The sequence below is a fragment of the Pseudomonas sp. NY15181 genome (assembly GCF_048068055.1).
In the GTDB taxonomy this organism is placed as follows: domain Bacteria; phylum Pseudomonadota; class Gammaproteobacteria; order Pseudomonadales; family Pseudomonadaceae; genus Pseudomonas.
In genome coordinates this window covers 618,140-641,860 of record NZ_JBLUPT010000001.1, presented here as the reverse complement: position 1 = coordinate 641,860, position 23,721 = coordinate 618,140, and the positions used below count along the sequence as shown (strand labels likewise).

The following is a 23,721-nucleotide window of genomic DNA, read 5'->3' as shown; positions in this document are numbered from 1 at the left end:
GCACGCCACAAGCGCGCGGCAACAATGACAATGCAAGTGTGAGGAGCCGTTCATGGCCTTGGATATATTCGTCGTTCTGATCTATGCCGCCGGCATGTTGGTCCTGGGCTGGTACGGCATGCGCCGTGCCAAGACCCATGAAGATTTCCTGGTGGCAGGTCGTAACCTCGGCCCGTCCTTCTACATGGGTACCATGGCTGCCACCGTGCTGGGTGGCGCGTCCACCGTGGGCACCGTGCGCCTGGGCTATGTCCACGGCATTTCCGGCTTCTGGCTGTGCGCAGCCCTGGGCGCCGGCATCATTGCGCTGAACCTGTTCCTGGCCAAGCCGCTGCTGAAGCTGCGCATCTTCACCGTGACCCAGGTGCTGGAGCGTCGCTACAACCCGATGGCCCGCCAGGCTTCCGCGGCGATCATGTTCGCCTACGCGCTGATGATCGGCGTGGTGTCCACCCTGGCCATCGGCACCGTGATGCAGGTGCTGTTCGGTCTGCCGTTCTGGGTCTCCGTCCTGCTGGGCGGCGGCGTGGTCGTGGTGTACTCCACCATCGGCGGCATGTGGTCGCTGACCCTGACCGACATCGTGCAGTTCATCATCAAGACCGTCGGCCTGATGTTCGTGCTGCTGCCGATCTGCCTGTACCGCGTGGGCGGCTGGGATGAGCTGGTAGCCAAGCTTCCGGCCAGCGCCTTCAGCTTCCACACCATCGGCTACGACACCATCATCACCTACTTCCTGATCTACTTCTTCGGCATCCTGATCGGCCAGGACATCTGGCAGCGCGTGTTCACCGCCCGCAACGAGAACGTAGCCAAGTACGCCGGCACCACCGCCGGTGTCTACTGCGTGATCTACGGCCTGGTTGGCGCCCTGATCGGCATGTGCGCCAAGGTGCTGCTGCCTGACCTGGACAACGTCAACAACGCCTTCGCCGCCATCGTCCAGTCCGCCCTGCCGGACGGCATCCGTGGCCTGGTGATCGCCGCTGCCCTGGCTGCCATGATGTCCACCGCCAGTGCCGGCCTGCTGGCCGCCTCCACCACCATCACCGAGGACCTGCTGCCCAAGCTGCGTGGCGGCAAGGAATCCAGCCTCGGCACCAGCCGTCTGTTCACCGCTCTGACCGGCCTGCTGGTACTGGCCATCGCCCTGGTGGTGAACGACGTGATCAGCGCCCTGACCCTGGCCTACAACCTGCTGGTAGGCGGCATGCTGATCCCGCTGATCGGTGCCATCTACTGGAAGCGCGCCACCACCGCCGGCGCCATCACCAGCATGGCCCTGGGCTTCATCACCGCGCTGGTGTTCATGCTCAAGGATGGTTTCGACGCCAACACCCCGATCTACTACAGTCTGGCCGTCGGCCTGGTCAGCTTCATCGTCGTCAGCCTGCTGTCGCCTCGCCCGGCGGCGGTCGCAGACGCAGCCTGATCAAGACTTGCGCTAGGCAAGAGGGCGCGGCGAGATGATCTCCGCGCCCTTTTGCATGATGAGCACTTTGCATGATCACCATGACCTCACCCACGAACTCTAAGGAACTGCCATGACCACCTGCGGCGAATTCCTCGTCAAGCAACTCGAAGCCTGGGGCGTCGACACCGTCTTCGGCATCCCCGGCGTACACACCGTCGAGCTGTACCGTGGCCTACCCCACAGCGACATCCGCCACATCACCCCGCGCCACGAACAGGGTGCCGGCTTCATGGCCGACGGCTACGCCCGCGTCACCGGCAAGCCGGGCGTGTGCTTCATCATCACCGGCCCGGGCATGACCAACATCCTCACCGCCATGGGCCAGGCGTACGCCGACTCCATCCCCATGCTGGTGATCTCCAGCGTCAACGAGCGCTCGCGCCTGGCCCACGGCAACGGCTACCTGCACGAGCTGCCGAACCAGCGCGCCATGGTTGCCGGCGTCAGCGCCTTCAGCCATACCCTTATGAGCGTCGATGAACTGCCGGCGGTGCTGGCCCGCGCCTTCGCTGTGTTCGACAGCGAACGTCCGCGCCCGGTACACATCGAGCTGCCGCTGGACATCATCACCGCCCCGGCCGACCACATGCAGGTGCGCCCGCGCGTACAGCTGGCCCGCCCTGCCCCGGCGCGCTCGCCGCTGCACGAGGCCGCCGCCAAGCTGGCCAAGGCGAAGAACCCGCTTCTGCTGCTCGGCGGCGGCTGCGTCGAAGCCCAGGCCGAAGCCCGCGCCCTGGCCATCGCCCTGGACGCGCCGACCGCACAGACCATCAACGCCAAGGGCCTGCTGCAGCCCGAGCACCCGCTGCTGATCGGCAGCAACCAGTCGCTGATTCCTGTTCGCGAGCTGGCCGAGCAGGCTGATGTGGTCCTGGCCATCGGCACCGAGTTGGGCGAGACCGACTACGACGTGGTGTTCGACGGCAACTTCAAGATCGGCGGCGAGCTGATCCGCATCGACATCGACCCGCAGCAGCTGATGCGCAACTACACCCCGAGCATCGCCATCCACAGCGACGCCCGCACCGCCATGCGCGCCCTGCTCGAACTGCTGCCGGCCCGTGAAGCCGACGCAGGCAGCCCCGGCGCCCAGCGCGCGGCCAAGGTGCGTGCGCAACTGGCCGAAGACTTCAGCGGCTGGGCGCACTACCGCGAGCTGTTCGGCAAGATCCTCGAAGTCCTGCCCGATGCCCGTTTCGTCGGCGACTCCACCCAGACCGTCTACAGCGGCAACCACCTGGTGGAACTGGACGGCGGCCGCCGCTGGTTCAACGCCTCCACCGGCTACGGCACCCTGGGCTACGGCCTGCCGGCGGCCATCGGCGCCAAGCTCGGCGAACCGGGCCGCCCGGTCATCAGCCTGATGGGCGACGGCGGCCTGCAGTTCACCATGACCGAACTGGCCAGCGCCGTGGAAGCCAAGGTGGGCATCATCGTCCTGCTGTGGAACAACTACGGCTACGGCGAGATCAAGCGCTACATGGAACGCCGCGACATCACCCCGCTGGGCGTGGACATCTACACCCCGGACTTCCTCGCCATCGCCAAGGGCTTCGGCTGCGCCGCCGAGCGCGCCCGCGACCACGCGCACCTGCAGGAACTACTGCGCAACGCCCCGAGCGACCGCCCACTGATCGTGGAAGTGATGGAAGCGGCGCCCTTCGCGCCGTAACCCCCTGTAGGAGCGAGCTTGCTCGCGAACCGCCCAGCTCGGGATTGTTCGCGAGCAAGCTCGCTCCTACCAAGAGCACCAAGCACTCCGAGCTTGGCCTTGGTGCCAATGAATGACACGGTGTATCGGCGTACAACCGCCAACGGTTGTACGCCCTACGCTCAGCTCGACAAGGCGCACACCATGAAAATCGTCACCCGCGACCGCTGGTTCGAAGTCCGCCACTGCTAAGACGGCGTCAGCCTGATCCACGAGCCCTACGTCCGCCCCTTCTACCGTTGCAACATGTGGCACATTCAGGGCCGCGACCGCGACGTGCTGGTGGATAGCGGCTCCGGCCTGGTCAGCCTGCGCGAACAACTGCCCTGGCTCACCGACCGCCCGCTGCTGGCAGTCGCCAGCCACACCCATTTCGACCATATCGCCGGCCACCACGAGTTCGACGAGCGCCTGGTGCACCCGGCGGAAGCCGACATCCTCGCCAGCCCCGACGGCGAACGTACCCTGGCCACCGCCTTCGTCGGCGACGAGATGTTCGACGCCCATCCCGACTGCCCGCTGTGCTACGCCGAATACCGGGTCAAGTCCGCGCCGGCCACCCGCACCATCGATGAAGGCGATGTGCTCGACCTGGGCGATCGCACGCTGCAGGTGCTGCATACCCCCGGTCATTCGCCGGGCGGCATCAGCCTGTGGGAAGAGAAGACGCAGACGCTGTTCTCCGGCGACATCATCTACGACGGCCCGCTGATCGAGGATGCCTACCACTCCAACCTCGACGACTATGCGAAAAGCCTCGCGCGCCTGCGCGAGTTGCCGGTGCGCACCGTGCACGGCGGGCACTTCCCGAGTTTCTCCGGGGAGCGCCTGAAGTCGATGATCGACGACTGGTTCAAGGCCCACGAATGACGGGCAAGAAAAAACCCGCCATGAGGCGGGTTTTTCTTTTCAGGTAGGGCCAGGCGCAATCAGTAGCGCCGGCGCTGCTCCATCAGGCGACGCTGCTCGTCGCTGCGGATGGGGATGGGTTGCAAACGTGGAGGCTCGATCAGTCCGAGCGTGACAGCCAGTTTCCACGCGATGCCTTGCAGCCAGACTTTCATGGGATGCCTCCTCATTCCAATTCGGGTCGGGCGGCCCGTTACCACCATGGGCCGCCCTGGGAAAGAATAGCTCGGCGTCCCACTCTCCGCCCGCGCTACTCATTCCTTGATACAAAGCCTATCGGTTACGGGCGGTCCGGCGCCTGACCTGAATCAACAGCGCGACACATCGGCCGCTCATCGACGCAGCTTGCTGCGTATCCACTGCTCGCTGCTGACCAGGGTGATGCCGGCCAGCACCAGCACCGCACCACCGACGAAGTTCAGGCTCAACGGCTCGCCCAGGATCAGCACGCCGAAGGCGATGCCGAACATCGGCGTCATGAAGGAAAACACCGACAGATTTGACGCCAGGTAACGGCGCAGCAGCCAGAACCAGCAGAAGTAGCTGAAGAACGACACTACGATGCCCTGGAACAGCACACTGCCCACGCTCATAGCGGTGAAACTGACCTCGTGGGTCTTGCCCAGCGCCAGCGCGGTAAGCGGCAGCAGCAAGGCGGCGGCGAACATCTGGTAGAACAGCGTCAGGCTCGGCGGCGCCTCGGACAGGCGCGTGGTACGCACCGCCACCGTGGTCATGCCCCAGGACAGCCCGGCGAGCACGCCCAGGGCGTCGCCCAGCAGCATGCGGCTGTCCATCCCGGCGAGATCGAAACCGCCACCGAAGCACAGCAGGATGCCCCCGAAGCACACCGCGATGCCCAGCCACTGCAAGCGCCGCAGACGCTCGCTGGGCAGCAGGAAATGCAGGGCCAGCGCGGAGAAGATTGGCGCCGTGTAGAGGAACACCGCCATGTGCGAGGCGGAGGTGTAGACCAGCCCCTGGGCGATGAAGAAGAACTCCGCGGCGCACAGCACCCCGGCCAGCAGGCCGCCCTTGAGGGTGCCCTGGCGCAGGCCTTCCCAGCCGCCGCGCCAGCACATCAGCAACGCCAGCAGCACGGCGGCGATCGCGTTGCGCCCGAAGGCCTGCATGATCGGAGCGATGTCCGGCGCCGCCAGCTTCACCGCAACCTGCTGGATGCCCCAAATCACGCACAGGCCGGTCATCGTCTGGATGGCGAACGCATCGGCGTTCTTGCGTTCGGGAATCATGGGCGCCTCCGGTTGGCGGCGCGGTCGGCAGTCGGACTGTGCATGGCAAGGCTCGTCAGTGAGAAAGGAACGTCCTGGAATAATCGGCGAAAATTAAAGTCCGCCGATTATTCCAGTTCCAGGCAGCTCACTGCCAACGGAAACCCGCTGTCCAGCCAGCCGCGAACGACATCACTTGCCCGACTTCACCTGACTCCAGGTACGGGTGCGGATGCGCTCAAGCTTCTGCGGCAGCGGCTCCACCGAATACAGGCGGGCCTGCACCTCGGCGGTCGGGTAGACGTTGGGGTTGTCGCGCAGCTCCGCCGAGATCAGCTGGTCCGCTTCCTGGTTGGGGTTGGCGTAGGCCACGTAGTCGGAGATCGGCGCCACCACTTCCGGGCGCAGCAGGTAGTTGAGGAAGGCATGGGCCTGCTCGACGTTCTTCGAGTCCTTCGGAATCGCCAGCACGTCGAACCAGGCCGCCGCGCCTTCCTTGGGAATGCGGTACTCGATCCTGATGCCGTTCTTGGCTTCCTTGGCGCGGTTGGCCGCCTGCATCGCGCCGCCGGACCAGGCCAGCGCCACGCAGACATCGCCGTTGGCGAGGTCGGTGACGAACTTCGAGGAGCTGAAGTAGGTGATGTTCGGGCGCAGCTGCATCAGCAGCGCCTCGGCCTTCTTGTAGTCCTCGGGATTGCGGCTGTTGGGCGACAGGCCCAGGTAGTGCAGGACCTGCGGGATCACCTCGGTGGGCGAGTCGAGGAAGGCCACGCCGCAGGACTTCAGCTTGGCCAGGTTCTCCGGCTTGAATACCAGGTCCCAGGAGTCCACCGGCGCGTTGTCGCCGAGCACGGCCCTGACCTTGTCGACGTTGTAGGCGATGCCATTGGTGCCCCACATGTAGGGCATCACGTACTGGTTACCCGGGTCCTTGCTCTCCAGCACTTTGAGCAGCGCGGGGTTGAGGTTCTTCCAGTTCGGCAGCTTGCTCTTGTCCAGCGGCTGGAACACGCCGGCCTTCAGGTAGTTGGGCAAAAAGCCGTCGCTGGGCACCACCACGTCATAGCCCGAATGACCGGAGAGCAGCTTGGCCTCCAGCACTTCGTTGCTGTCGTAGACGTCGTACTGCGGCTTGATGCCGGTGTCGGCCTGGAAGCCCTTCAGGGTGTCCGGGCCGATGTAGTCGAACCAGTTGTAGATGCGTACTTCGGGCCCGGCGCTGGCGGCGCAGGCAGTGGCGAGGGCGGAGGCGGCGAACAGGCCGCGCAGCGCGTTATTCTTGTTCATGTCCTTCCCCTGGTGATGCGCCCGCGCAAAGGTTCGCGAGCCCAAATGCAATCGGGCGGACTCTCGTCCGCCCGATTGTGTCTGTCAACGTGCGCGGGCCTCGAAGCCTTGCAGCACGTTCACCGCGTTGACGCCGATGGCCTCGACCGCGTAACCGCCTTCCATGATGAACAGGGTCGGGATGCCCAGGGCGGCGATGCGCTCGCCCATGCGCAGGTAGTCCGGGCTGTCCAGCTTGAACTGGGAGATCGGGTCATCCTTGTAGGTATCCACACCCAGCGAGACCACCACCGCGTCCGGCGCATAGGCGGCGATCTTGCGGCAGGCGTCTTCCAGCGCGGCGGACCAGCCGTCCCAGCCAGTGCCGTGGGCCAGCGGGTAGTTGTGGTTGTAGCCTTCACCGGCACCTTCGCCGTGCTCGTCGGCGTGGCCGAGGAAGTACGGGTACTCCACCAGCGGATCGCCGTGGATCGAGGCGAACAGCACGTCGTTGCGGCGGTAGAAGATGTCCTGGGTGCCGTTGCCGTGGTGGTAGTCCACGTCGAGGATGGCCACGCGCTTGGCGCCCTGGTCGAGGAAGGCCTGGCTGACGATGGCGGCGTTGTTCAGGAAGCAGTAGCCGCCCATGAAGTCGCTGCCGGCATGGTGACCCGGCGGACGGCACAGGCCGAAGGCCATGTTGGCGCCCTGGCGCATGTGGTCCTGGGCGGTCAGCGCGACCTGGGCCGAGCTGTAGATGGCCTGCCAGGTGCCGGCAGTGATCGGCGCCTCGGTATCGAAGCTGTAGTGACCCAGCTCGCCCATCAGCGCGGTGGGGATCGGGCCGTCACGGCGCAGGCGGCGGCCCGGGAAGGTGGTGGAAACCAGGTCGCCGGTGTGGCCTTCGGCCGCCCAGCGGGCCCATGCGCCCTTGAGGAATTCGACGTAGCGGGTGTTGTGGGTACGCAGGATCGGCTCGAGGCCGAAGTCCTTCGGCGCGATGACCTCGCCGAGGTTCTGCGACTTCACGCGGGCCAGCACGGTGTCCGCGCGGCTGGGCATTTCGAAGCAGGGCTGGAGTTTGCCGTCGACCAGTTCGGACTGGCCGAAGTGCAGGCGGTGATCGTCGCTGTAGACCGTGAGCATGGGAGTAGACCTCGCAGGATTCTTGTTCTCGGTTGGCAGGATTCTGCCCAGCCTGGGCACCGCGCAGAACAGCGTGAGCGGCCAAAAGGGGATCGATATGGCCAGAATTTGTGACCCTTAACTAACCGTATCCACCGCCAGTTCACCACGAAACCCTCCCCCGGGGCACCCCGCCTCGCTATGCTTCAGGGAATTGCCACGGCGGGAACCGGCCTACCCCCGGTACCACGCCATGACCAACGGACGGGGGGAAGATGCGTAAAACCATCGCACGGGCATGCTGTCATGCCCTGTTGGCACTGATGTTGTCGCTGGCCGGCGCCACCGCCGCGCTGGCGGGCGAAGCGAGCACGGCGCCGCCGGCCTCCGCCTTCGAGCTGCCGGACCTCCCCGACGACGCGAGCCTGGACCAGTTGAGCGAGCGTCTGGAGCTGATTCGCCAGCGCGTTTCCGCCGACAGCGACGACAGCCTGCTGGCGGCCCTGCGCCAGGCCGCGCTGCAGGTCCAGCTGCACGCGGAGCAAAGCGCGACCGCCCTGGGCACCCGCCTCGCCCGCACCGAGGACCAGCTCAAGGTGCTCGGTCCGGAAGTCACCGGCGAAGCGGACAACCTCACCCGCCAGCGCAACGATCTGCAGGTGGAGCAGAAACAGCTGGCCAATCAGGTACAGCGCATCAACCAGGTGGACAACGCCGCCCAGGACCTCGCCGCGCAGATCGTCAACCTGCGCCGCAGCCAGCTCAACTCGCAGATTGCCACACGCTCTCCGCCGCCCTTCAGTCCGCGTTTCTGGTCCAACCTTATCCGCCCTACCGACGACGACCTGGCGCGCCTGGACGCCGTCCACCGCCAGGTTGCCGGCAGCCTCGCCCAGGCCTGGCAGCCTGGGAACCGCGCGCCCTTCATCGTCTGCCTGATCACCGCCGTGCTGCTCTGGGTGCCAGGACGGCGCCTGCTGGAACGGTTGCTGACCAAGGCGATGATCCGCTGGATTCCCGTCGGCCGCCTGCGGCGCAGCGCCCTGGCCCTGTCGGTGAGCCTGGCGACCATCCTCACCCTGGGCGGCGGCGCCGCGCTGATCCGCGAAGGCCTGGACTGGCACGAACAGCTCGACGGCAACATGTCCAACCTGGCGGACCAGCTGCTCTCCCTGGTGGTCTTCTGCACCTTCACCGCCGGTCTCGGCCGTGGCCTGCTGGCCGTGCAGCGCCCGACCTGGCGCCTGCCCGACCTGCCCGATCCGGTGGCCAATGCCCTGTCGCCCTTCCCCTGGCTGATGGCCTGGCTGCTCCTGCTGCTCGGCACCCAGGAGCGCCTGAACAGCGCCAGCGGCGCCAGTCTCGCCCTGACCGCCGCGGTCAACGGCATCACCGCGCTGGCCACGGCAGTGCTGTTCGCCGCCGCACTGTATGGCTACCGTCGCAGTAGCCGCGAAACGGACTACGAAAGCTCTCCGCTCACCGGCGTGATGGTGACGGCGATCCTGCTCACGGTGCTGCTGATCCTGCTCGCCCTGTTCAGCGGTTACCTCTCGCTGGCCTATTTCCTCGCCGGCAAGCTGCTCTGGGCCAGCGTGATCTGCGCCAGCGGCTATCTGCTGACCGCGCTGTTCGGCGACCTCTGCGAAGCCCTGCTGTCGCCCAGGCACCCGATCGGCGAACGCCTGGCGCAGAACCTCGGGGTCAACCCGCAGCATCAGGCGCAATTCACCACCCTGCTGACCGGTTCGGGCCGCACCCTGCTGGTGCTGTCGACCCTGCTGGTGGCCTTCTCCACCACCGGCACCAGTCCGGGCGAACTGCTGCAGGGCCTGGTGCAACTGGTGAAAAGCGGCCAGTCGCTGGGCCGCCTGAACATCGTCCCACAGGACATCCTGCTGGCCCTGGCGACGCTCGCCGGTGGCCTGTTCGGCCTGCGCCTGCTCAAGCGCTGGCTGGCCGACGAACTGCTGCCGGAAACCAGCATGGACGTGGGCATGCGCGCCTCGCTGGTGACCCTGGTCGGCTACCTCGGCATGGTCATCCTGGTGCTGCTGGTGCTCTCGGCCCTGCGCATCAATCTCACCAGCCTGACCTGGGTGGTCAGCGCCCTGTCGGTGGGCATCGGTTTCGGCCTGCAGGCCATCGTGCAGAACTTCATCTCCGGCCTGATCCTGCTCACCGAGCGCCCGGTGAAGGTTGGCGACTGGGTCAGTCTGACCGGCGGGGTGGAAGGCGATATCCGGCGGATAAACGTGCGCGCCACGGAGATCCAGATGTCCGACCAGTCCACGGTGATCGTCCCCAACTCGCAGTTCATCTCGCAGAACGTGCGCAACGTGACCATGAGCAACGCGCTGGGGGTGGTCAGCATCAGCCTGACGCTGCCGCTGGATACCGACGTGCTGAAGGTCCGCGAGGTGCTGCTGGCGGCCTTTGCCGAGCATGAATCGATCACCGCCACGCCGGCCACCTCGGTGACCTTCAAGGAGCTCGACGCCAGCGGGCTGACCCTGGGGGTATCTGGCTACGTGAACAGCCCACGTTCAGTCACGACCACGCGCAGTGACCTGCTGTTCACCATCCTCGGGCGCCTGCGCGAGCTGGGCATCCCGCTGTCCTCGCCGCAGAGTCTGATATTGCGGCAGCCACTGCCGGCCCCGGAGCCGCCGCAGAAGAGCGATGAATAAGCCGCGACCAGAGCACGGCGGTCATGCCTGTGCAAGGTCTTACAGGGAGCCGGGCTCAGCCAGCTCCGCCGCGCACAAATCGTTCATCCACCCGTCATCACTTCGTTACAAACGCTGGCGAAACTCCCTGGCTTTCAACCTGGGGAGGTAAACCAATGTTCAACAACAAAGTGTACAAAGCCGCATCCATCGCCCTGCTCGTCGCCGGCCTGGGTGCCTGCGCCATGCAGCCGCCGGTTGCCAGCAAGGAAGTCACCCCGAACAACGATGACTGGTACCTCGTGCGCACCGACGAAACCCTCTACCTGTTCGACGACGCCACCGTCTACCGCGACTACCTGGTGACCGGCAAGACCACCTACACCAAGGAAGTGGGCGAGAAGGACAAGTTCGGCCAGAACGTGGTCCTGGTCGTACGCGCCGAAGACAAGGACAAGGACGCGAAGAAGATCGCCTCCTATCAGTTCTACAAGCAGAGCCTGCCGCCGGCAGCCGGCTTCTACGGCGAAATCCGCAAGGATGGCGTGATCTACGTGGCCCAGCGCTACGGCGACATGGTCGACATGAACGGCCTGGGCGAGCCGATCTTCCGACACACCGAGATCGCCAGCGGCCCCAACGGCGAGCGCGTGGTCTACCTGATGCAAAAGGAAGAATCCAAGCCGGTCGCCCTGATCAGCAAGTTCCAGAAGATCTACGGAATCACCCCGGCCAAGGGCTGATCCGACAGTCGCATCCGGTCCGACCGAGGGCCGGATGCGGGCTTTGCAGGGACCTAGACTCTGCCCATGGGCATCCGTGATGGAGGCAACCATGAGTGTCGAGCTGGATCACCTGCTGGTACCCGCCGCCAACAAGCTGGCCGCGGCGCAGCAACTCGCGGAACTACTGGACGTACCCTGGGCGCGTGAAGGCGTCGGCCCCTTCGTGCCGGTGTTCGTCAATTCAGGACTGACCCTGGACTTCGACCAGTGGGAAGAGCCCTTCCCCCGCCTGCACTTCTGCTTCCGGGTCAGCGAAGCGGATTTCGACGCGATCCTCGCGCGCCTGCGCGACGCCGGCATTGCCTGGCGCAGCCGAGTACACGGACCGGTGGATCATCAGGTCGACACGGATAACGGCGGACGCATCCTCTACTGGAACGAGCCGGACGGCCACCAGTGGGAAATCCTCACCGTCAGTTATGCCCGCCAGGACGGCACGGCGTGAAACGCTAGCTGGAAGGCTCCAGCTGCACGGCGATCTTCTCCGGCACCTCGATATTCCAGTCGCCGAACTGGTACCAATCCTCGCCGAGCATTTCGGCCGGGTGCATGGTGCGGTCCGCGCCGTTGCCGCAGGCCAGGTTGGTGGCCGGACAATAGCGGTCGCAGCCCCAGCAGATGCGTTCGGGGTGCGGCGGATTGAGGGGGAATTTCTTGGCCATGGTCAGGCCCTCAGGGTTTCCTTGTGGGACTCCTGAAGGCTATGCCTGCGGCGAGCCGGCACCATGACCTGCGGCAATACCACAGGGATTTTCAGGCGCGGAAGTGGCTAGGCGGCTGGCCGCTCCAGCGCTGGAAGGCATGGCGCAGGCTGGCGGTTTCGCTGAAGCCAAGCTCCTCGGCGATGCGGTAGATCGGCATGTCGCCGTCCTGCAGCAGTTCCTTGGCGCGGGCGAAGCGCAGTTCGTCGAGCAGTTGCTGGTAGCTGGTCTGCTGTTGTTGCAGGTGGCGGCGCAGGCTGCGTGACGAGCAGTTGAGGCGGCGCGCCAGTTCTTCCAGGCCCGGCGGTTCCTGCAGGCGTTCGCCGAGGATCGCGCGGACCTTGTCCAGCCAGGCGCGGCGGGCGGCCAGGTCGATGTTCTGGCGGCGGCACTGCTCCAGCATCTCGCGGTGGGTCACGGCGTCGGCCAGCGGTAGGCGCATGTCCAGCCAGGAGGCGGGGAAGCCGATGGCGCTGCGTTTGCACCCGAAGCCCAGTTGGCAGCCGAACAGGGTGGCGTAGGCGGCGCGGCGGTCCTCCGGGCCTTCATAGTCGAACTCGGCACGCACCAGCGGCAGTGGCTGGCCAAGCAGGTCGGCGCAGGCCACCTTCAGCGAACCCAGGCACAGCTCGGTGTTGAACGGCCGCATCGACTCCGTCTCGCCGTAACCGGTGGCGACCAGCCAGGCCATGTCGCCTTCCACTTCCAGCGCCAGGTGGAAATAGGTACCCAGCAGCACCGGGTAGCTCAGGCCGATGCGCAGCGCTTCGCCCAGGGTCGGCGCGGAAAGCAGCGCGTAGCCCAGCAGGCCGTAGGCGGTGATCCGCGTGCGCACACCCAGGCGCAGGCCCAGCGCGGCTTCGCCGGCGAGGTTCTGCACGTTGGCGAACACCTGCTGTTCCTGCCAGGGGCTGACCAGCCGGCGCAGGTCGAGCAGGTCGTCGCCGGTGATGCCGCTGCCTTCGAGGATCGACTCGCGGCTGTGCCCCTCCGACTCCATCAGCGCGACGGTCAGCGAGGTCATGTGCAGGGAGTTGAGCCAGGTGGAGCGGGAGAAGGTCAGCGGTGTCATGTCATGCCCAGGGTAGACGCGATGGCCCGCCCGTCGGTGTTACCGAGGCGGGTGCAGCGCAAGGGCAGGCAAGTTACGTGCCGGCCACTCGACATGGCCGGATCGATCCCCACACGACAGGGGCTTCGACGCAAAGCGGGGCGCTTGGCGCCCCGCTGGAAGGTTACCTTTACGGACACCGGGACGGCGCGTGTGCACCGTCCTGGCACGCAGAACCTGTTTACGATCTCGCGAGCTAGAGCAGAACAAGGCGCAATTGGGGTCGGGAGCGGAGTTTACACGCAGTAAATGAGCATCCCGAGACCTATTTCAACGCAGTTATGCCGACGCGCAGCAGATCGTAAATAGGTTCTCAACCGCGGGAGAGGAACCGCATACCTTCTTCCAGGCCGCTCAGGGTCAGCGGGAACATCTGCTCCTTCACCAGTTCGCGCACGAGGCCCGTGGAAGCGGTGTAGTTCCAGGTGTCCTTGGGGTACGGGTTGATCCAGATGAGCTTCTTGTACTTCTCCATGAAGCGCTGCATCCAGACGTAGCCGGCTTCCTCGTTCCAGTGCTCGACGCTGCCGCCGGCCTGGGTTATCTCGTAGGGCGCCATGGCGGCGTCGCCGACGAACACCACCTTGTAGTCCGGCCCGTACTTGTGCAGCAGGTCGAAGGTGGCGGTGCGCTCGCTGCCGCGACGCAGGTTGTTCTTCCACACAGACTCGTAGATGAAGTTGTGGAAGTAGAAGTATTCGAGATGCTTGAACTCGGTCTTGCAGGCCGAGAACAGTTCCTCGCAGACCTTCACGTGGGCGTCCATTGAGCCGCCGATATCCAGCAGCAACAGGAGCTTCACGGTGTTGCGCCGCTCCGGGCGCATCTGGATGTTGAGCAGCCCGGCATCCTTGGCGGTGTGGTCGATGGTGCCGTCGATATCCAGCTCTTCCGCCGCGCCCTCGCGGGCAAACTTGCGCAGTCGGCGCAGGGCGATCTTGATGTTGCGGGTGCCCAGCTCGACCTGGTCGTCGAGGTTCTTGTACTCGCGCTGGTCCCAGACCTTGGCCGCCTTGCCCTGGCGCTTGCCGGCGTCGCCGACGCGGATGCCCTCGGGGTTGAAGCCGCCGGAGCCGAACGGGCTGGTGCCGCCGGTGCCGATCCACTTGTTGCCGCCGGCGTGGCGTTCCTTTTGCTCTTCGAGACGCTTCTTGAACTCCTCGATGAGCTTGTCCAGGCCACCCAGGGACTGGATCTGCGCGCGCTCCTCGTCGGTCAGCAGGCGCTCGAATTCCTTGCGCAGCCACTCTTCGGGGATCAGCGCCTTGAGGTGGTCGTCGAGCTTTTCCAGGCCCTTGAAGTAGGCGCCGAAGGCCCGGTCGAACTTATCGAAATGGCGTTCGTCCTTCACCATGATGGTGCGGGCGAGGTAATAGAACTCGTCCATGTCGGCGAACACGACGCGGTGCTTGAGCGCATCGATCAGGTCGAGCAGCTCGCGCACCGACACCGGCACCTTGGCCGCGCGCATTTCGTTGAACAGGTTGAGCAGCATGGCTGCACCCTCTCATGAAGCAGGTGTCTTCGTAGGAGCGAGCTTGCTCGCGAAGCTCTTCGACCCGGTTCGCGAGCAAGCTCGCTCCTACAAAAGCGGTGATGTATCAGCGACTGGCGCGACGGCTCATGAAGGCAAGGCGTTCAAGGAGTTGAACGTCCTGCTCGTTCTTCACCAGCGCGCCGGCCAGCGGCGGGATGGCCTTGGTCGGGTCGCGCTCGCGCAGCACGGCCTCGCCGATGTTGTCGGCCATCAGCAGCTTCAGCCAGTCCACCAGTTCGGAGGTGGAAGGCTTCTTCTTCAGGCCCGGTACCTTGCGCACGTCGAAGAAGATGTCCAGTGCCTCGCTGACCAGCGTGCCGCTGATCTTCGGGTAGTGCACGTCGACGATCTTCTGCAGGGTCTCGCGGTCGGGGAAGGCGATGTAGTGGAAGAAGCAGCGGCGCAGGAAGGCGTCCGGCAGCTCCTTCTCGTTGTTCGAAGTGATGATGATGATCGGGCGCTGCTTCGCCTTGATGGTCTCGTTGGTCTCGTAAACGAAGAACTCCATCTTGTCGAGTTCCTGCAGCAGGTCGTTGGGGAACTCGATGTCGGCCTTGTCGATCTCGTCGATCAGCAGGATCACGCGCTCTTCGGCCTCGAAGGCCTCCCAGAGCTTGCCCTTCTTGATGTAGTTGCGCACGTCGTGGACCTTGTCCACGCCCAGCTGCGAGTCGCGCAGGCGGCTGACCGCGTCGTACTCGTACAGGCCCTGGTGGGCCTTGGTGGTGGACTTGATGTGCCAGGTGATCAGCTTGGCGCCGAAGGACTCCGCCAGCTGCTCGGCCAGCATGGTCTTGCCGGTGCCCGGCTCACCCTTCACCAGCAGCGGACGCTGCAGGGTGATGGCGGCGTTGACCGCGAGCTTGAGGTCGTCGGTGGCGACGTAGGACTGAGTGCCTTCGAACTTCATCGGGAAATCCTCGAACGGTAGCGGCCGGGGTCTGACCCGGGCGGAGAGGTGCGTTAGGGAGACTGCGACTATAACGCGCATGGCGCTCGACTGTGAACGCAGGACGGGCATTCAGTCACTGAATGCCCGGTCACCGCGCGGCCGACCATTTCTCACTAGCCCCGCCTCCCGGACACTCATTGAGGCCCGTCCCAGGTGCTGTGGCGACCGATCTTTCCGCCGGTTCTGCGTCTGGACTCGGAGACGGGCGGGGAATAGGCTTTCGGGTCTACTCAAGAGCGACAAGGACTCTCTCCCCATGAGCCGCATTTACGCAGACAACGCGCAGTCCATCGGCAACACGCCGCTGGTCCAGATCAATCGCATCGCACCGCGCGGAGTCACCATCCTGGCCAAGATCGAAGGGCGCAATCCCGGCTATTCGGTGAAGTGCCGGATTGGCGCCAACATGATCTGGGATGCCGAGTCGAGCGGCCGCCTCAAGTCGGGCATGACCATCGTCGAGCCGACCTCCGGTAACACCGGTATCGGCCTGGCCTTCGTCGCCGCCGCCCGTGGCTACAAGCTGGTGCTGACCATGCCCTCCTCCATGAGCCTGGAACGCCGCAAGGTGCTCAAGGCCCTGGGTGCCGAACTGGTGCTGACCGAGCCGGCCAAGGGCATGAAGGGGGCCATCGCCAAGGCCGAGGAAATCGTCGCCGGCGACCCGGCCAGGTACTTCATGCCGGCGCAGTTTGACAACCCGGCCAACCCCGCGATCCACGAGAAGACCACCGGCCCGGAAATCTGGAACGACACCGATGGCGCGGTGGATGTGCTGGTGGCCGGCGTCGGCACCGGCGGCACCATCACCGGCGTGTCGCGCTTCATCAAGAACACCAAGGGCAAGCCGATCCTCTCGGTGGCCGTGGAGCCGGTCAGCTCGCCGGTGATCAGCCAGACCCTGGCCGGTGAGGAAGTCAAACCCAGCCCGCACAAGATCCAGGGCATCGGCGCCGGCTTCGTGCCGAAGAACCTCGACCTGTCGCTGGTGGACCGCGTCGCGACCATCGCCGACGACGACGCCAAGGCCATGGCCCTGCGCCTGATGCAGGAAGAAGGCATCCTCTGCGGCATCTCCAGCGGCGCCGCCATGGCTGCCGCGGTGAAGCTGGCCGAAGAGCCGAACATGCAGGGCAAGACCATCGTGGTCATCCTGCCGGATTCGGGCGAGCGCTACCTGTCGAGCATGCTGTTCGACGGTCTGTTCGACGAGCAGGACCTGGTCCAGTAAGACCCCTCCGCCCCGCCCCGGGGCGGTTTCCCACCGCTCGTTCCGACGCGGTGCGACCCGAGTCACGCGTGGCTGTCTGCGGACCCGCAAGCAGCCACCGCCTCTCGCCATGTTCCGGCAAAACGGTTAATTCTTGCGCAGCCCGTCACAGCTTGCCGGCCGCCTGAGCGGACGGCGCCGGGCATCCCGCACCGCCGTCAGGAACACAAGAATGAAAATTTCCTCCCCGTTGCTCTCCACCCTCGCGCTTTCCCTCACCGTGTCCGCAGGCGCCACCCAGGCCGACACCGTGAAGATCTACAACTGGTCCGAATACATCGCCCCGGAAACCGTGCCGAACTTCACGAAAGAGACTGGCATCCAGGCGACCTATGACGTCTACGACAGCAACGAGACCCTCGACGGCAAGCTGATGACCGGCAAGTCCGGCTACGACGTCGTCTTCCCCTCCAACCACTTCATGGCCAAGCAGATCCAGGCCGGCGCACTGAAGAAGCTGGACAAGAGCCAACTGCCGAACTGGAAGAACCTCAACCCGGTGCTGATGAAGGCGCTGGAAGTGAACGACCCGGGCAACGAGCACGGTTTCCCCTACCTGTGGGGCACCACCGGCATCGGCTACAACCCGGCGAAGATCAAGGAAGCGCTGGGCGACAACGCGCCGGTCGATTCCTGGGACATCTTCTTCAAGCCCGAGTACATGGAGAAGCTGGCCAAGTGCGGCGTAGCAGTGCTGGACAACGGTCCGGAGCTGCTGCCGATCACCCTGAACTACCTGGGCCTGCCGCACCACAGCCAGAAGCAGGAGGACTACAAGCAGGCCGAGGCCGCGCTGATCAAAGTGCGTCCGTACATCCGCTACTTCCACTCCTCCAAGTACGTCAGCGACCTGGCCAACGGCGAAATCTGCATGGTGGTGGGCTTCTCCGGCGACATCCTGCAGGCCGCCACCCGCGCCAAGGAAGCCAAGAACGGCGTGGAAATCCAGTACTCCACTCCGAAGGAAGGCTCGCCGCTGTGGTTCGACATGGTCGCCATGCCGGCCGACGCTCCCGACGAGAAGGCCGGCTACGCCTTCATGAACTACCTGCTGCGTCCGGAAGTGATGGCTGGCGTCAGCAACTCGGTGCACTACGCCAACGGCAACCTGGCCGCCGATCCGCTGGTGGACGCGGCGATCAAGGCCGACCCGGCGATCTACCCGCCGCAGGACAAGATGGCCAAGCTGTTCGCCCTGGAGTCCATGCCGCAGAAGATCGACCGTCTGCGCACCCGCATCTGGAACACCATCAAGACCGGCAAGTAAGCCTCAACCTTGCCCCTGCAACGCGCGGCCCCTGCCGCGCGTTGTCGTTTCTGTCGCGGGAGTCGCGCTTTGCCGCGCGACTCCCGCAGGGCTCGCCTGGCGGCCTCTCGCCCGCTATAGTCAGTCCACGCAGCGCTTCGCTGTCTCACTGATACAGGTTTCCGTCAATGTCCCGATACCCGTTGCCCACTCCGGCAATCATCGCTGCAGCCTCCCCGGCCCGCGGCGCGGGTATGGGTGCGGCCTGCCCTCCCCCTCCTGTCGTCGCCATCGCGTCGCCTCCGCCTCCCGGCGCGGCCTATCCGCCGCCCGGCGTGAGCAGCTGACGCCCACGCATTACGCGTACTCCAACACCCGGTTTCCCGCGCTCAGCTGACGCGGCGTCCGGTTTGTGGCTGGCCGCCAGAAGGCCGGCCGTGATCTGCCTGACGACAGGTAAATGGCATGACCTCATTCAATCGTTCGTCCCTGGCCGCCCTGGCCAGTACCTCGCTCTTCGTGCTGCTGTGGAGCAGCGCCGCCATCATCAGCAAGTGGGGCCTGGCCCACGCCTCGCCCATGGCCTTCCTCATCGCCCGCTTCGGTACCGCGTTGGTGGCCTTGCTGATCCTCTCGCCTCTGATCGGCCTGCGCTGGCCGCGTGAACGTCGGCAGGTACGCCAGGCGGTGCTGACCGGCCTGGTGATGCTCGGCGTCTATCCGATCTTCTATCTGCTGGCGCTGGACCAGCACGTCACGCCCGGGGTCATCGCCACCGTGCTCGGCGTGCAGCCGATGCTCACCAGCTTCCTGCTGGAACGTCGGCATTCGGCCACCCGCCTGGGCGGCCTGGCGCTGGGGCTGGCCGGGTTGGTGATGGTGGTGTACCAGAGCATAGGGCTGTCCGGCCTCACCTTCGCCGGGCTGGCCTGCTGCCTGCTGGCGTTGCTGTCGATTACCGGCGGTTCGATCCTGCAGAAGAACATCCGCGAGAACCCGCTGGGCACCCTGCCCTTGCAGTACATCGCAGGCCTGACCCTGTGCCTGGCCGTAGCGCCGTTCCAGCCGCTGAATGTGGAATGGAATGCCGCGTTCCTGCTCAGTGCGCTGTGGATGGGGCTGATGGTCTCGGTGCTGGCCACCGTGCTGCTCTATCGGCTGATCGCGGCCGGTGATCTGGTCAACGTCACCAGCCTGTTCTACCTGGTGCCGGCGGTCACGGCGCTGATGGATTACCTGGTGTTCGGCAATCGCCTGTCCAGCCTCGGCCTGCTGGGCATGGGATTGATCGTGGCGGGGTTGATGCTGGTGTTTCGCAAGCCGGCTCCGGCGCGGGCTTCGAAGGCTGCGCAGGTCGTGGATAGCTGATCGACCTCTGTAACTCGGCTCCCTCACCCCAGCCCTCTCCCAAGGGGAGAGGGGGCCGTACGGAGTGAAGGGAAAACTCGGAGTTCACCGGATGCAGAGGACAGTCCCCTCTCCCTCAGGGAGAGGGTTAGGGTGAGGGAATGCCCAAGGCACGGACGCTCAAATAGGCATCCTAACCAGGCAACGAGCATCCCTCCTGTATCCCCTCAATCCGCCGTTTCCACCGCCACCTTCGGCAACGGCGCCGGCCTCAGCACCAGCCACAGCGCCACGGCGATCAGCAAACCGCCCTGCAAGTGCGCCCAGGACAACGACTCGTCCAGCAACATCGCGCCCCAGAGCACACCGAACAGCGGGATGAGGAAGGTCACCGTCATGGTCTTCAGCGGGCCGATGCTGGCGAGCAGACGGAAATACAGGACATAGGCGAAGGAGGTGCAGAGGAAGCCCAACCCGGCCAGCGCCAGCGCCACCTTCGGCTCAAGCAGCGGCGCCAGCGGCATGTCCAGACTTGTGCCGAGGAAGAACGGCAGCAGGCACAGCGTTGCGCCGGTCTGGCTGCCCAGGGCGGACACGCCGAAGTCCAGGCCACCCTGGTCGTTAATCCAGCGCTTGGTGATGAACCCGGCGAAGCCGTAGCAGGTGGTCGCCACCAGGCAGGCAGCGGCGCCCCACAGCACGGCGGCGTCCAGCGGCACCGGGCCGGCGCCGGTCAGCACCGCCACGCCCGCAAGGCCGAGCAGCACGCCCAGCGCCTTGGAGCCGGTCAGCGACTCACCGAAGAACAGCGAACCGATCAACACGCCCATCAACGGCGTGGTGGCGTTGAAGATCGCCGAATAGCCCGCCGGCAATACCCGCGCCGCCAGGCTGTACATCAACACCGGGATGCCCGAGCTGATCACCCCGATCAGCAGGATGCGCCCAAACTTGCCCCGGAAGTCCCAACGCGTACGCAGCGCCAGCAGGATCACCACCAGCCCTACGGCGGAGAGGAAGACGCGGAAGAATGCGGTCGGCATCACCCCGATGGCGGGCACCAGCTGGCGCATGAACAGGAAGCTGGCGCCCCAGATGGCGGCCAGCCCGAGCAGGTTCAAGAGTGCGGCGGGACTCATCGCGGGCGGCTCCTTGGTGTGGGAGCCACCAGACTACGCCGCTGGCGGCTCGCGTCCATCCACAGCTGACTTTCAAACTCCATGTTCAGCTCCGGCGCAGGCGCGCCATGCTCAGCGCATCGGCGAAGACGCCGTCGCGGAAGGCATAGTCTCGCAATTCGCCCTCCGCCTCGAAGCCGAACTTGCGGTACAGCGCGATGGCCGGCTGGTTGTCGGTGTAGACCATCAGCTCCACACGACGCAGGTTCATCCAGTTGTCAGCGACTTCCAGCAGTTCCGCCAGCAGCCGTGTCCCGAGTCCGCGTCCCTGCCAGGCGACCGCCACGCCCATGCCGATGGCGCCACAATGGCTGCGACGCACGCGCGGGGACTGTTCCAGGTTGGCGCTGCCGACCACTTCGTCCTGATGCAGCGCCACCAGGGTCACTTGGCGCTCGCTGTCCTGGGTCAGCCGTTTGCGCCACAGCTCCGGCGCCTGATAGGGCATCTGCAGCACCTGACGGGCCACGGCGGGGTCGTTGTAGAGGGCGGTCAAGCCGTTGATGTGCTGCTCCGTGCAGCGTTCGATGCGGATGGCGTCCATTGCGGCAGCTCCTTGCCAAGGCGTTTACCAGAGGCTCTTAATCGACAGAACCGGGTAGCCAGCATACGCAACTTCCCCCGGCGCGAGCTGTACGAATTCGCCCTTTCGCTCCCCGTTGCGCGTGGCTAAGCTCGCTCCACCACGACTCTGCAGAGGCGCTCCCATGGCTCAGCACTGGCCGGCGACCGAGATCGCGACCCTGATCCTCGAAGGCTTCGACGATTACCGCGCACGCTTCCACCAGATCACCGACGGGGCGCCAGGGCGCTTCGAGCAGGCGCTCTGGCAGGAGGCGCAACGGGCCTCGGCGGAGCGCATCAACCTGTACGAGGAAAAGGTCGCCGAAACCGTGGAGCGTCTGACCCGCGCCATGGCCCATATCGACCTGGTGGACGTGGAGCGCTGGCCCATCGCCAAGAGCGCCTACATCAGCCTGATCGACCCGCGCCTGGACGACGAGCTGGCGGAAACCTGGTTCAACTCGATCTTCTGCGGCCTGTTCAGCCACGACAACATCAGCGACGGCACCATGTTCGTGCACACCACCCGGCCGTCCCTGCGCGCCCACGCCCGCGACCCGCACACCCGCCTGTACCGCCCCGGCGGCCACCTGCGCCATAGCCTGGAGCAGATATTCGACGACTACCGCTTCGCCGTGGATTACGACGACCGCGAGCGCGACCTGGAGCGCATGGAGCACTTGCTCCACGCCAACCTGCCGGACTGGGTATGCAAGGACCCGACCCTCACCATCGAGCTGATCGGCTCAGTGTTCTACCGCAACAAGGGCGCCTACCTGGTGGGCCGGCTGTTCACTCCGGAAGAACAGTGGCCGCTGGTGTTCCCACTGGTGCACCACGAGGGACGCGGCATCCAGTTCGACACGGTGATCACCGACGAGGCGGAAGTCTCGATCATCTTCTCCTTCACCCGCTCCTACTTCATGGTCGACGCGCCGGTGCCGGCGGAGATGGTCGCCTTCCTCAAGCGCCTGCTGCCGGGCAAACACATCGCCGAGCTGTACACCTCCATCGGCTTCTACAAGCAGGGCAAGAGCGAGTTCTACCGTGCGCTGATCAACCACCTGGCGACCACCGACGACCTCTTCGTCATGGCGCCGGGTGTGCGCGGCATGGTGATGAGCGTGTTCACCCTGCCCGGCTTCAACGTGGTGTTCAAGATCATCAAGGACAACTTCAACCCGGCCAAGACCGTGGACCACGCCACGGTGATCCAGAAGTACCAGCTGGTGAAGAACCACGACCGCGTCGGCCGTCTGGCCGACACCCAGCAGTTCGCCGATTTCCGTTTCCCGGTACGCAAGTTCGACCCGGACTGCCTCGCCGAACTGCTGGACGTGGCGCCCTCCACCGTAATGCTGGAAGGCGATGTTGTGCTGATCCGCCACTGCTGGACCGAGCGCCGCATGACCCCGCTGAACCTCTACCTGGAGCACGCTACCGAGGCCCAGGTTCACGAGGCCCTGTACGACTACGGCCTGGCGATCAAGCAGCTGGCGGCGGCGAACATCTTCCCCGGCGACATGCTGCTGAAGAACTTCGGCGTCACCCGCCACGGCCGCGTGGTGTTCTATGACTACGACGAGATCAGCTACCTGACCGAGGTGAACTTCCGTCACATCCCGCCGCCGCGCTACGAGGAGGACGAGATGTCCTCCGAGCCCTGGTACTCGGTGGGGCCGATGGATGTGTTCCCGGAGGAATTCCCGCGTTTCCTGTTCGTCGACGTGAAGCAGCGCCGGCTGTTCGCCAAGCTGCACGGCAACCTGTTCGACGCCGATTACTGGAAGGGTTTGCAGGAACAGATCCTCGCCGGCAAGGTGATCGACGTGTTCCCTTACCGCCGGCACGAATCGCCGGAAGAAGCGCTGGCACGTTAGCCGCGCCAACTCACGCCCCAACAAAGAGCAAAAGCTTCGAGGATAAGATCCGCTCCTACGAAGAGCAGGCACCGCGGTTTCCGGCGACTGTAGGAGCGGACTCCGTCCGCGATTCGCCACAGAGCGGAACCTATCGCGGACGAAGTCCGCTCCTACGGAAAGCCATCAGCTCCAATGCCGGCGCGAGGCGTGGCGGTTGTCGCCCAGGCCGACCAGCGCCACCACCGATGCCATCAGCACCTCGGCAATCCACGCCAGCAGCAGACCACCGGCCAGGCCCCAGGCGATGGCCTCGGGCTCCAGCACCACCTGGTAGCGGTAGTTCGCATAGGTTTCCTGCAGCAGCTCGGCATTCGGCGCCGTGACCATGTGCCAGGCGCGCTGTGCCCAACCACCCTGCAGGGCTTTCCATTCGTTCTCGAACAGCTGGGTGCGGCGCAGCAGGTGCTCGATATTGTCGGCGTCGCGCTGGAATATGGGATCGGCGCTACCGCGATAATGCGCCACCAGCGCATTCAGGTCGCCCTTGAAGAACTGCCCGGAGGTGTCCTTGAAGCCTTGCAGCGCTTGGGCGGCCTCGATGCGATGGGCGTCGATGCGCTGGCCGTAGTCCTTGATGAAGCCCGGCACCTGTACCGCCACCATCAGGCCCAGTGCGAACAGCACCATGCGAATGTAGCTGCGCAACATGTTCTCCCCCTTCGTTCTTGTCGTATTGGAATCGTCCCGAAAGCGCCGTCGATTCTCCTCGAAGGCGCCCG

The 23,721-nt window shown here is 65.2% G+C and carries 21 protein-coding genes; 10 read left to right on the top strand and 11 right to left on the bottom strand.

Going from position 1 to position 23,721, the window contains the following annotated elements; genetic code table 11:
- Window positions 1-52 precede the first annotated feature (52 nt).
- The 3 genes from ACNFBT_RS03010 (at window position 53) to ACNFBT_RS03000 (ending at window position 4,055) form a co-directional block, all read left to right on the top strand.
- Window positions 53-1,432, top strand: coding sequence for a sodium:solute symporter (locus ACNFBT_RS03010; RefSeq protein ID WP_416746312.1), 1,380 nt, complete (start codon window positions 53-55; stop codon window positions 1,430-1,432).
- A gap of 112 nt (window positions 1,433-1,544) precedes the next feature.
- Window positions 1,545-3,146, top strand: a complete 1,602-nt coding sequence (locus ACNFBT_RS03005) for a 5-guanidino-2-oxopentanoate decarboxylase (RefSeq protein WP_416746310.1) — start codon at window positions 1,545-1,547, stop codon at window positions 3,144-3,146.
- A gap of 243 nt (window positions 3,147-3,389) precedes the next feature.
- Complete coding sequence (locus ACNFBT_RS03000) at window positions 3,390-4,055, top strand: MBL fold metallo-hydrolase (RefSeq protein WP_416747186.1); 666 nt, start codon at window positions 3,390-3,392, stop codon at window positions 4,053-4,055.
- 59 nt (window positions 4,056-4,114) lie between these two features.
- Here the strand turns inward: ACNFBT_RS03000 and ACNFBT_RS02995 are convergent, their stop codons facing one another.
- The 4 genes from ACNFBT_RS02995 to ACNFBT_RS02980 form a co-directional block, all read right to left on the bottom strand.
- Window positions 4,115-4,249, bottom strand: a complete 135-nt coding sequence (locus ACNFBT_RS02995) for a PA1414 family protein (RefSeq protein ID WP_275608141.1) — start codon at window positions 4,247-4,249, stop codon at window positions 4,115-4,117.
- Between the two features lie 177 nt (window positions 4,250-4,426).
- Window positions 4,427-5,347, bottom strand: a complete 921-nt coding sequence (locus tag ACNFBT_RS02990; protein ID WP_416746308.1) for a DMT family transporter — start codon at window positions 5,345-5,347, stop codon at window positions 4,427-4,429.
- 171 nt (window positions 5,348-5,518) lie between these two features.
- A complete protein-coding gene (locus ACNFBT_RS02985) occupies window positions 5,519-6,616 on the bottom strand; it encodes an extracellular solute-binding protein (RefSeq protein WP_416746306.1) in 1,098 nt (365 codons plus the stop codon).
- 84 nt (window positions 6,617-6,700) lie between these two features.
- Window positions 6,701-7,741 (bottom strand): histone deacetylase family protein, encoded by a 1,041-nt coding sequence (locus ACNFBT_RS02980; RefSeq protein ID WP_416746304.1) that lies wholly within the window; start codon window positions 7,739-7,741, stop codon window positions 6,701-6,703.
- 254 nt (window positions 7,742-7,995) lie between these two features.
- Between ACNFBT_RS02980 and ACNFBT_RS02975 the strand changes: the two genes are divergently transcribed.
- The 3 genes from ACNFBT_RS02975 (at window position 7,996) to ACNFBT_RS02965 (ending at window position 11,619) form a co-directional block, all read left to right on the top strand.
- Window positions 7,996-10,410 (top strand): DUF3772 domain-containing protein, encoded by a 2,415-nt coding sequence (locus tag ACNFBT_RS02975; RefSeq protein ID WP_416746302.1) that lies wholly within the window; start codon window positions 7,996-7,998, stop codon window positions 10,408-10,410.
- Between the two features lie 155 nt (window positions 10,411-10,565).
- Window positions 10,566-11,132, top strand: a complete 567-nt coding sequence (locus tag ACNFBT_RS02970) for a hypothetical protein (RefSeq protein ID WP_416746300.1) — start codon at window positions 10,566-10,568, stop codon at window positions 11,130-11,132.
- Between the two features lie 91 nt (window positions 11,133-11,223).
- Window positions 11,224-11,619, top strand: coding sequence for a VOC family protein (locus ACNFBT_RS02965; protein WP_416746299.1), 396 nt, complete (start codon window positions 11,224-11,226; stop codon window positions 11,617-11,619).
- Between the two features lie 4 nt (window positions 11,620-11,623).
- Here the strand turns inward: ACNFBT_RS02965 and ACNFBT_RS02960 are convergent, their stop codons facing one another.
- The 4 genes from ACNFBT_RS02960 to ACNFBT_RS02945 all read right to left on the bottom strand — a co-directional run bounded on the left by ACNFBT_RS02960 (window position 11,624) and on the right by ACNFBT_RS02945 (window position 15,433).
- Complete coding sequence (locus tag ACNFBT_RS02960) at window positions 11,624-11,836, bottom strand: DUF3079 domain-containing protein (protein WP_416746297.1); 213 nt, start codon at window positions 11,834-11,836, stop codon at window positions 11,624-11,626.
- 91 nt (window positions 11,837-11,927) lie between these two features.
- Window positions 11,928-12,947 carry an AraC family transcriptional regulator ligand-binding domain-containing protein gene (locus ACNFBT_RS02955; RefSeq protein ID WP_416746295.1) on the bottom strand — a complete coding sequence of 340 codons (1,020 nt, stop codon included), beginning with the start codon at window positions 12,945-12,947 and terminating at the stop codon, window positions 11,928-11,930.
- A gap of 352 nt (window positions 12,948-13,299) precedes the next feature.
- Entirely contained in the window at window positions 13,300-14,481 is a 1,182-nt protein-coding gene (locus ACNFBT_RS02950) for a vWA domain-containing protein (protein ID WP_416746293.1), read from the bottom strand.
- A gap of 106 nt (window positions 14,482-14,587) precedes the next feature.
- Window positions 14,588-15,433 carry an AAA family ATPase gene (locus ACNFBT_RS02945; RefSeq protein WP_015476360.1) on the bottom strand — a complete coding sequence of 282 codons (846 nt, stop codon included), beginning with the start codon at window positions 15,431-15,433 and terminating at the stop codon, window positions 14,588-14,590.
- Between the two features lie 298 nt (window positions 15,434-15,731).
- On the opposite strand from ACNFBT_RS02945, the gene cysK reads away from it, so the two are divergent.
- The 3 genes from cysK to ACNFBT_RS02930 all read left to right on the top strand — a co-directional run bounded on the left by cysK (window position 15,732) and on the right by ACNFBT_RS02930 (window position 19,359).
- The gene (gene cysK / locus ACNFBT_RS02940) at window positions 15,732-16,706 is read left to right on the top strand and encodes a cysteine synthase A (protein WP_416746290.1); all 975 of its coding nucleotides are present in this window, start codon (window positions 15,732-15,734) and stop codon (window positions 16,704-16,706) included.
- A 211-nt stretch (window positions 16,707-16,917) separates the two neighbouring features.
- Window positions 16,918-18,012 (top strand): polyamine ABC transporter substrate-binding protein, encoded by a 1,095-nt coding sequence (locus tag ACNFBT_RS02935; protein WP_416746288.1) that lies wholly within the window; start codon window positions 16,918-16,920, stop codon window positions 18,010-18,012.
- A 444-nt stretch (window positions 18,013-18,456) separates the two neighbouring features.
- Window positions 18,457-19,359: a DMT family transporter gene (locus ACNFBT_RS02930; RefSeq protein ID WP_416746286.1), complete on the top strand. Its 903-nt coding sequence runs from the start codon at window positions 18,457-18,459 to the stop codon at window positions 19,357-19,359.
- Window positions 19,360-19,565: 206 nt separating this feature from the next.
- Here the strand turns inward: ACNFBT_RS02930 and ACNFBT_RS02925 are convergent, their stop codons facing one another.
- Window positions 19,566-20,477 (bottom strand): DMT family transporter, encoded by a 912-nt coding sequence (locus tag ACNFBT_RS02925; RefSeq protein WP_416746284.1) that lies wholly within the window; start codon window positions 20,475-20,477, stop codon window positions 19,566-19,568.
- 85 nt (window positions 20,478-20,562) lie between these two features.
- The gene (locus tag ACNFBT_RS02920; protein ID WP_416746283.1) at window positions 20,563-21,060 is read right to left on the bottom strand and encodes a GNAT family N-acetyltransferase; all 498 of its coding nucleotides are present in this window, start codon (window positions 21,058-21,060) and stop codon (window positions 20,563-20,565) included.
- A gap of 163 nt (window positions 21,061-21,223) precedes the next feature.
- Between ACNFBT_RS02920 and aceK the strand changes: the two genes are divergently transcribed.
- A complete protein-coding gene (gene aceK / locus ACNFBT_RS02915) occupies window positions 21,224-22,960 on the top strand; it encodes a bifunctional isocitrate dehydrogenase kinase/phosphatase (RefSeq protein ID WP_416746281.1) in 1,737 nt (578 codons plus the stop codon).
- Window positions 22,961-23,125: 165 nt separating this feature from the next.
- Here aceK and ACNFBT_RS02910 read toward each other — a convergent pair whose 3' ends face one another.
- On the bottom strand, window positions 23,126-23,650 hold the full coding sequence (locus ACNFBT_RS02910; protein ID WP_416746279.1) for a DUF2937 family protein: 525 nt from the start codon (window positions 23,648-23,650) through the stop codon (window positions 23,126-23,128).
- Window positions 23,651-23,721 lie beyond the last annotated feature (71 nt).

What these genes read in the sequence shown, in the direction of transcription:
- ACNFBT_RS02935 (WP_416746288.1), top strand. Translation starts at nt 16,918, where the DNA reads ATGAAAATTTCCTCCCCGTTGCTCTCCACCCTCGCGCTTTCCCTCACC.
- aceK (WP_416746281.1), top strand. Translation starts at nt 21,224, where the DNA reads ATGGCTCAGCACTGGCCGGCGACCGAGATCGCGACCCTGATCCTCGAA.
- cysK (WP_416746290.1), top strand. Translation starts at nt 15,732, where the DNA reads ATGAGCCGCATTTACGCAGACAACGCGCAGTCCATCGGCAACACGCCG.
- ACNFBT_RS02990 (WP_416746308.1), bottom strand. Translation starts at nt 5,347, where the DNA reads ATGATTCCCGAACGCAAGAACGCCGATGCGTTCGCCATCCAGACGATG.
- ACNFBT_RS02960 (WP_416746297.1), bottom strand. Translation starts at nt 11,836, where the DNA reads ATGGCCAAGAAATTCCCCCTCAATCCGCCGCACCCCGAACGCATCTGC.
- ACNFBT_RS02970 (WP_416746300.1), top strand. Translation starts at nt 10,566, where the DNA reads ATGTTCAACAACAAAGTGTACAAAGCCGCATCCATCGCCCTGCTCGTC.
- ACNFBT_RS02945 (WP_015476360.1), bottom strand. Translation starts at nt 15,433, where the DNA reads ATGAAGTTCGAAGGCACTCAGTCCTACGTCGCCACCGACGACCTCAAG.
- ACNFBT_RS02955 (WP_416746295.1), bottom strand. Translation starts at nt 12,947, where the DNA reads ATGACACCGCTGACCTTCTCCCGCTCCACCTGGCTCAACTCCCTGCAC.
- ACNFBT_RS03010 (WP_416746312.1), top strand. Translation starts at nt 53, where the DNA reads ATGGCCTTGGATATATTCGTCGTTCTGATCTATGCCGCCGGCATGTTG.
- ACNFBT_RS02985 (WP_416746306.1), bottom strand. Translation starts at nt 6,616, where the DNA reads ATGAACAAGAATAACGCGCTGCGCGGCCTGTTCGCCGCCTCCGCCCTC.
- ACNFBT_RS02995 (WP_275608141.1), bottom strand. Translation starts at nt 4,249, where the DNA reads ATGAAAGTCTGGCTGCAAGGCATCGCGTGGAAACTGGCTGTCACGCTC.
- ACNFBT_RS02975 (WP_416746302.1), top strand. Translation starts at nt 7,996, where the DNA reads ATGCGTAAAACCATCGCACGGGCATGCTGTCATGCCCTGTTGGCACTG.
- ACNFBT_RS02910 (WP_416746279.1), bottom strand. Translation starts at nt 23,650, where the DNA reads ATGTTGCGCAGCTACATTCGCATGGTGCTGTTCGCACTGGGCCTGATG.
- ACNFBT_RS02930 (WP_416746286.1), top strand. Translation starts at nt 18,457, where the DNA reads ATGACCTCATTCAATCGTTCGTCCCTGGCCGCCCTGGCCAGTACCTCG.
- ACNFBT_RS02980 (WP_416746304.1), bottom strand. Translation starts at nt 7,741, where the DNA reads ATGCTCACGGTCTACAGCGACGATCACCGCCTGCACTTCGGCCAGTCC.
- ACNFBT_RS02965 (WP_416746299.1), top strand. Translation starts at nt 11,224, where the DNA reads ATGAGTGTCGAGCTGGATCACCTGCTGGTACCCGCCGCCAACAAGCTG.
- ACNFBT_RS02920 (WP_416746283.1), bottom strand. Translation starts at nt 21,060, where the DNA reads ATGGACGCCATCCGCATCGAACGCTGCACGGAGCAGCACATCAACGGC.
- ACNFBT_RS02925 (WP_416746284.1), bottom strand. Translation starts at nt 20,477, where the DNA reads ATGAGTCCCGCCGCACTCTTGAACCTGCTCGGGCTGGCCGCCATCTGG.
- ACNFBT_RS03005 (WP_416746310.1), top strand. Translation starts at nt 1,545, where the DNA reads ATGACCACCTGCGGCGAATTCCTCGTCAAGCAACTCGAAGCCTGGGGC.
- ACNFBT_RS02950 (WP_416746293.1), bottom strand. Translation starts at nt 14,481, where the DNA reads ATGCTGCTCAACCTGTTCAACGAAATGCGCGCGGCCAAGGTGCCGGTG.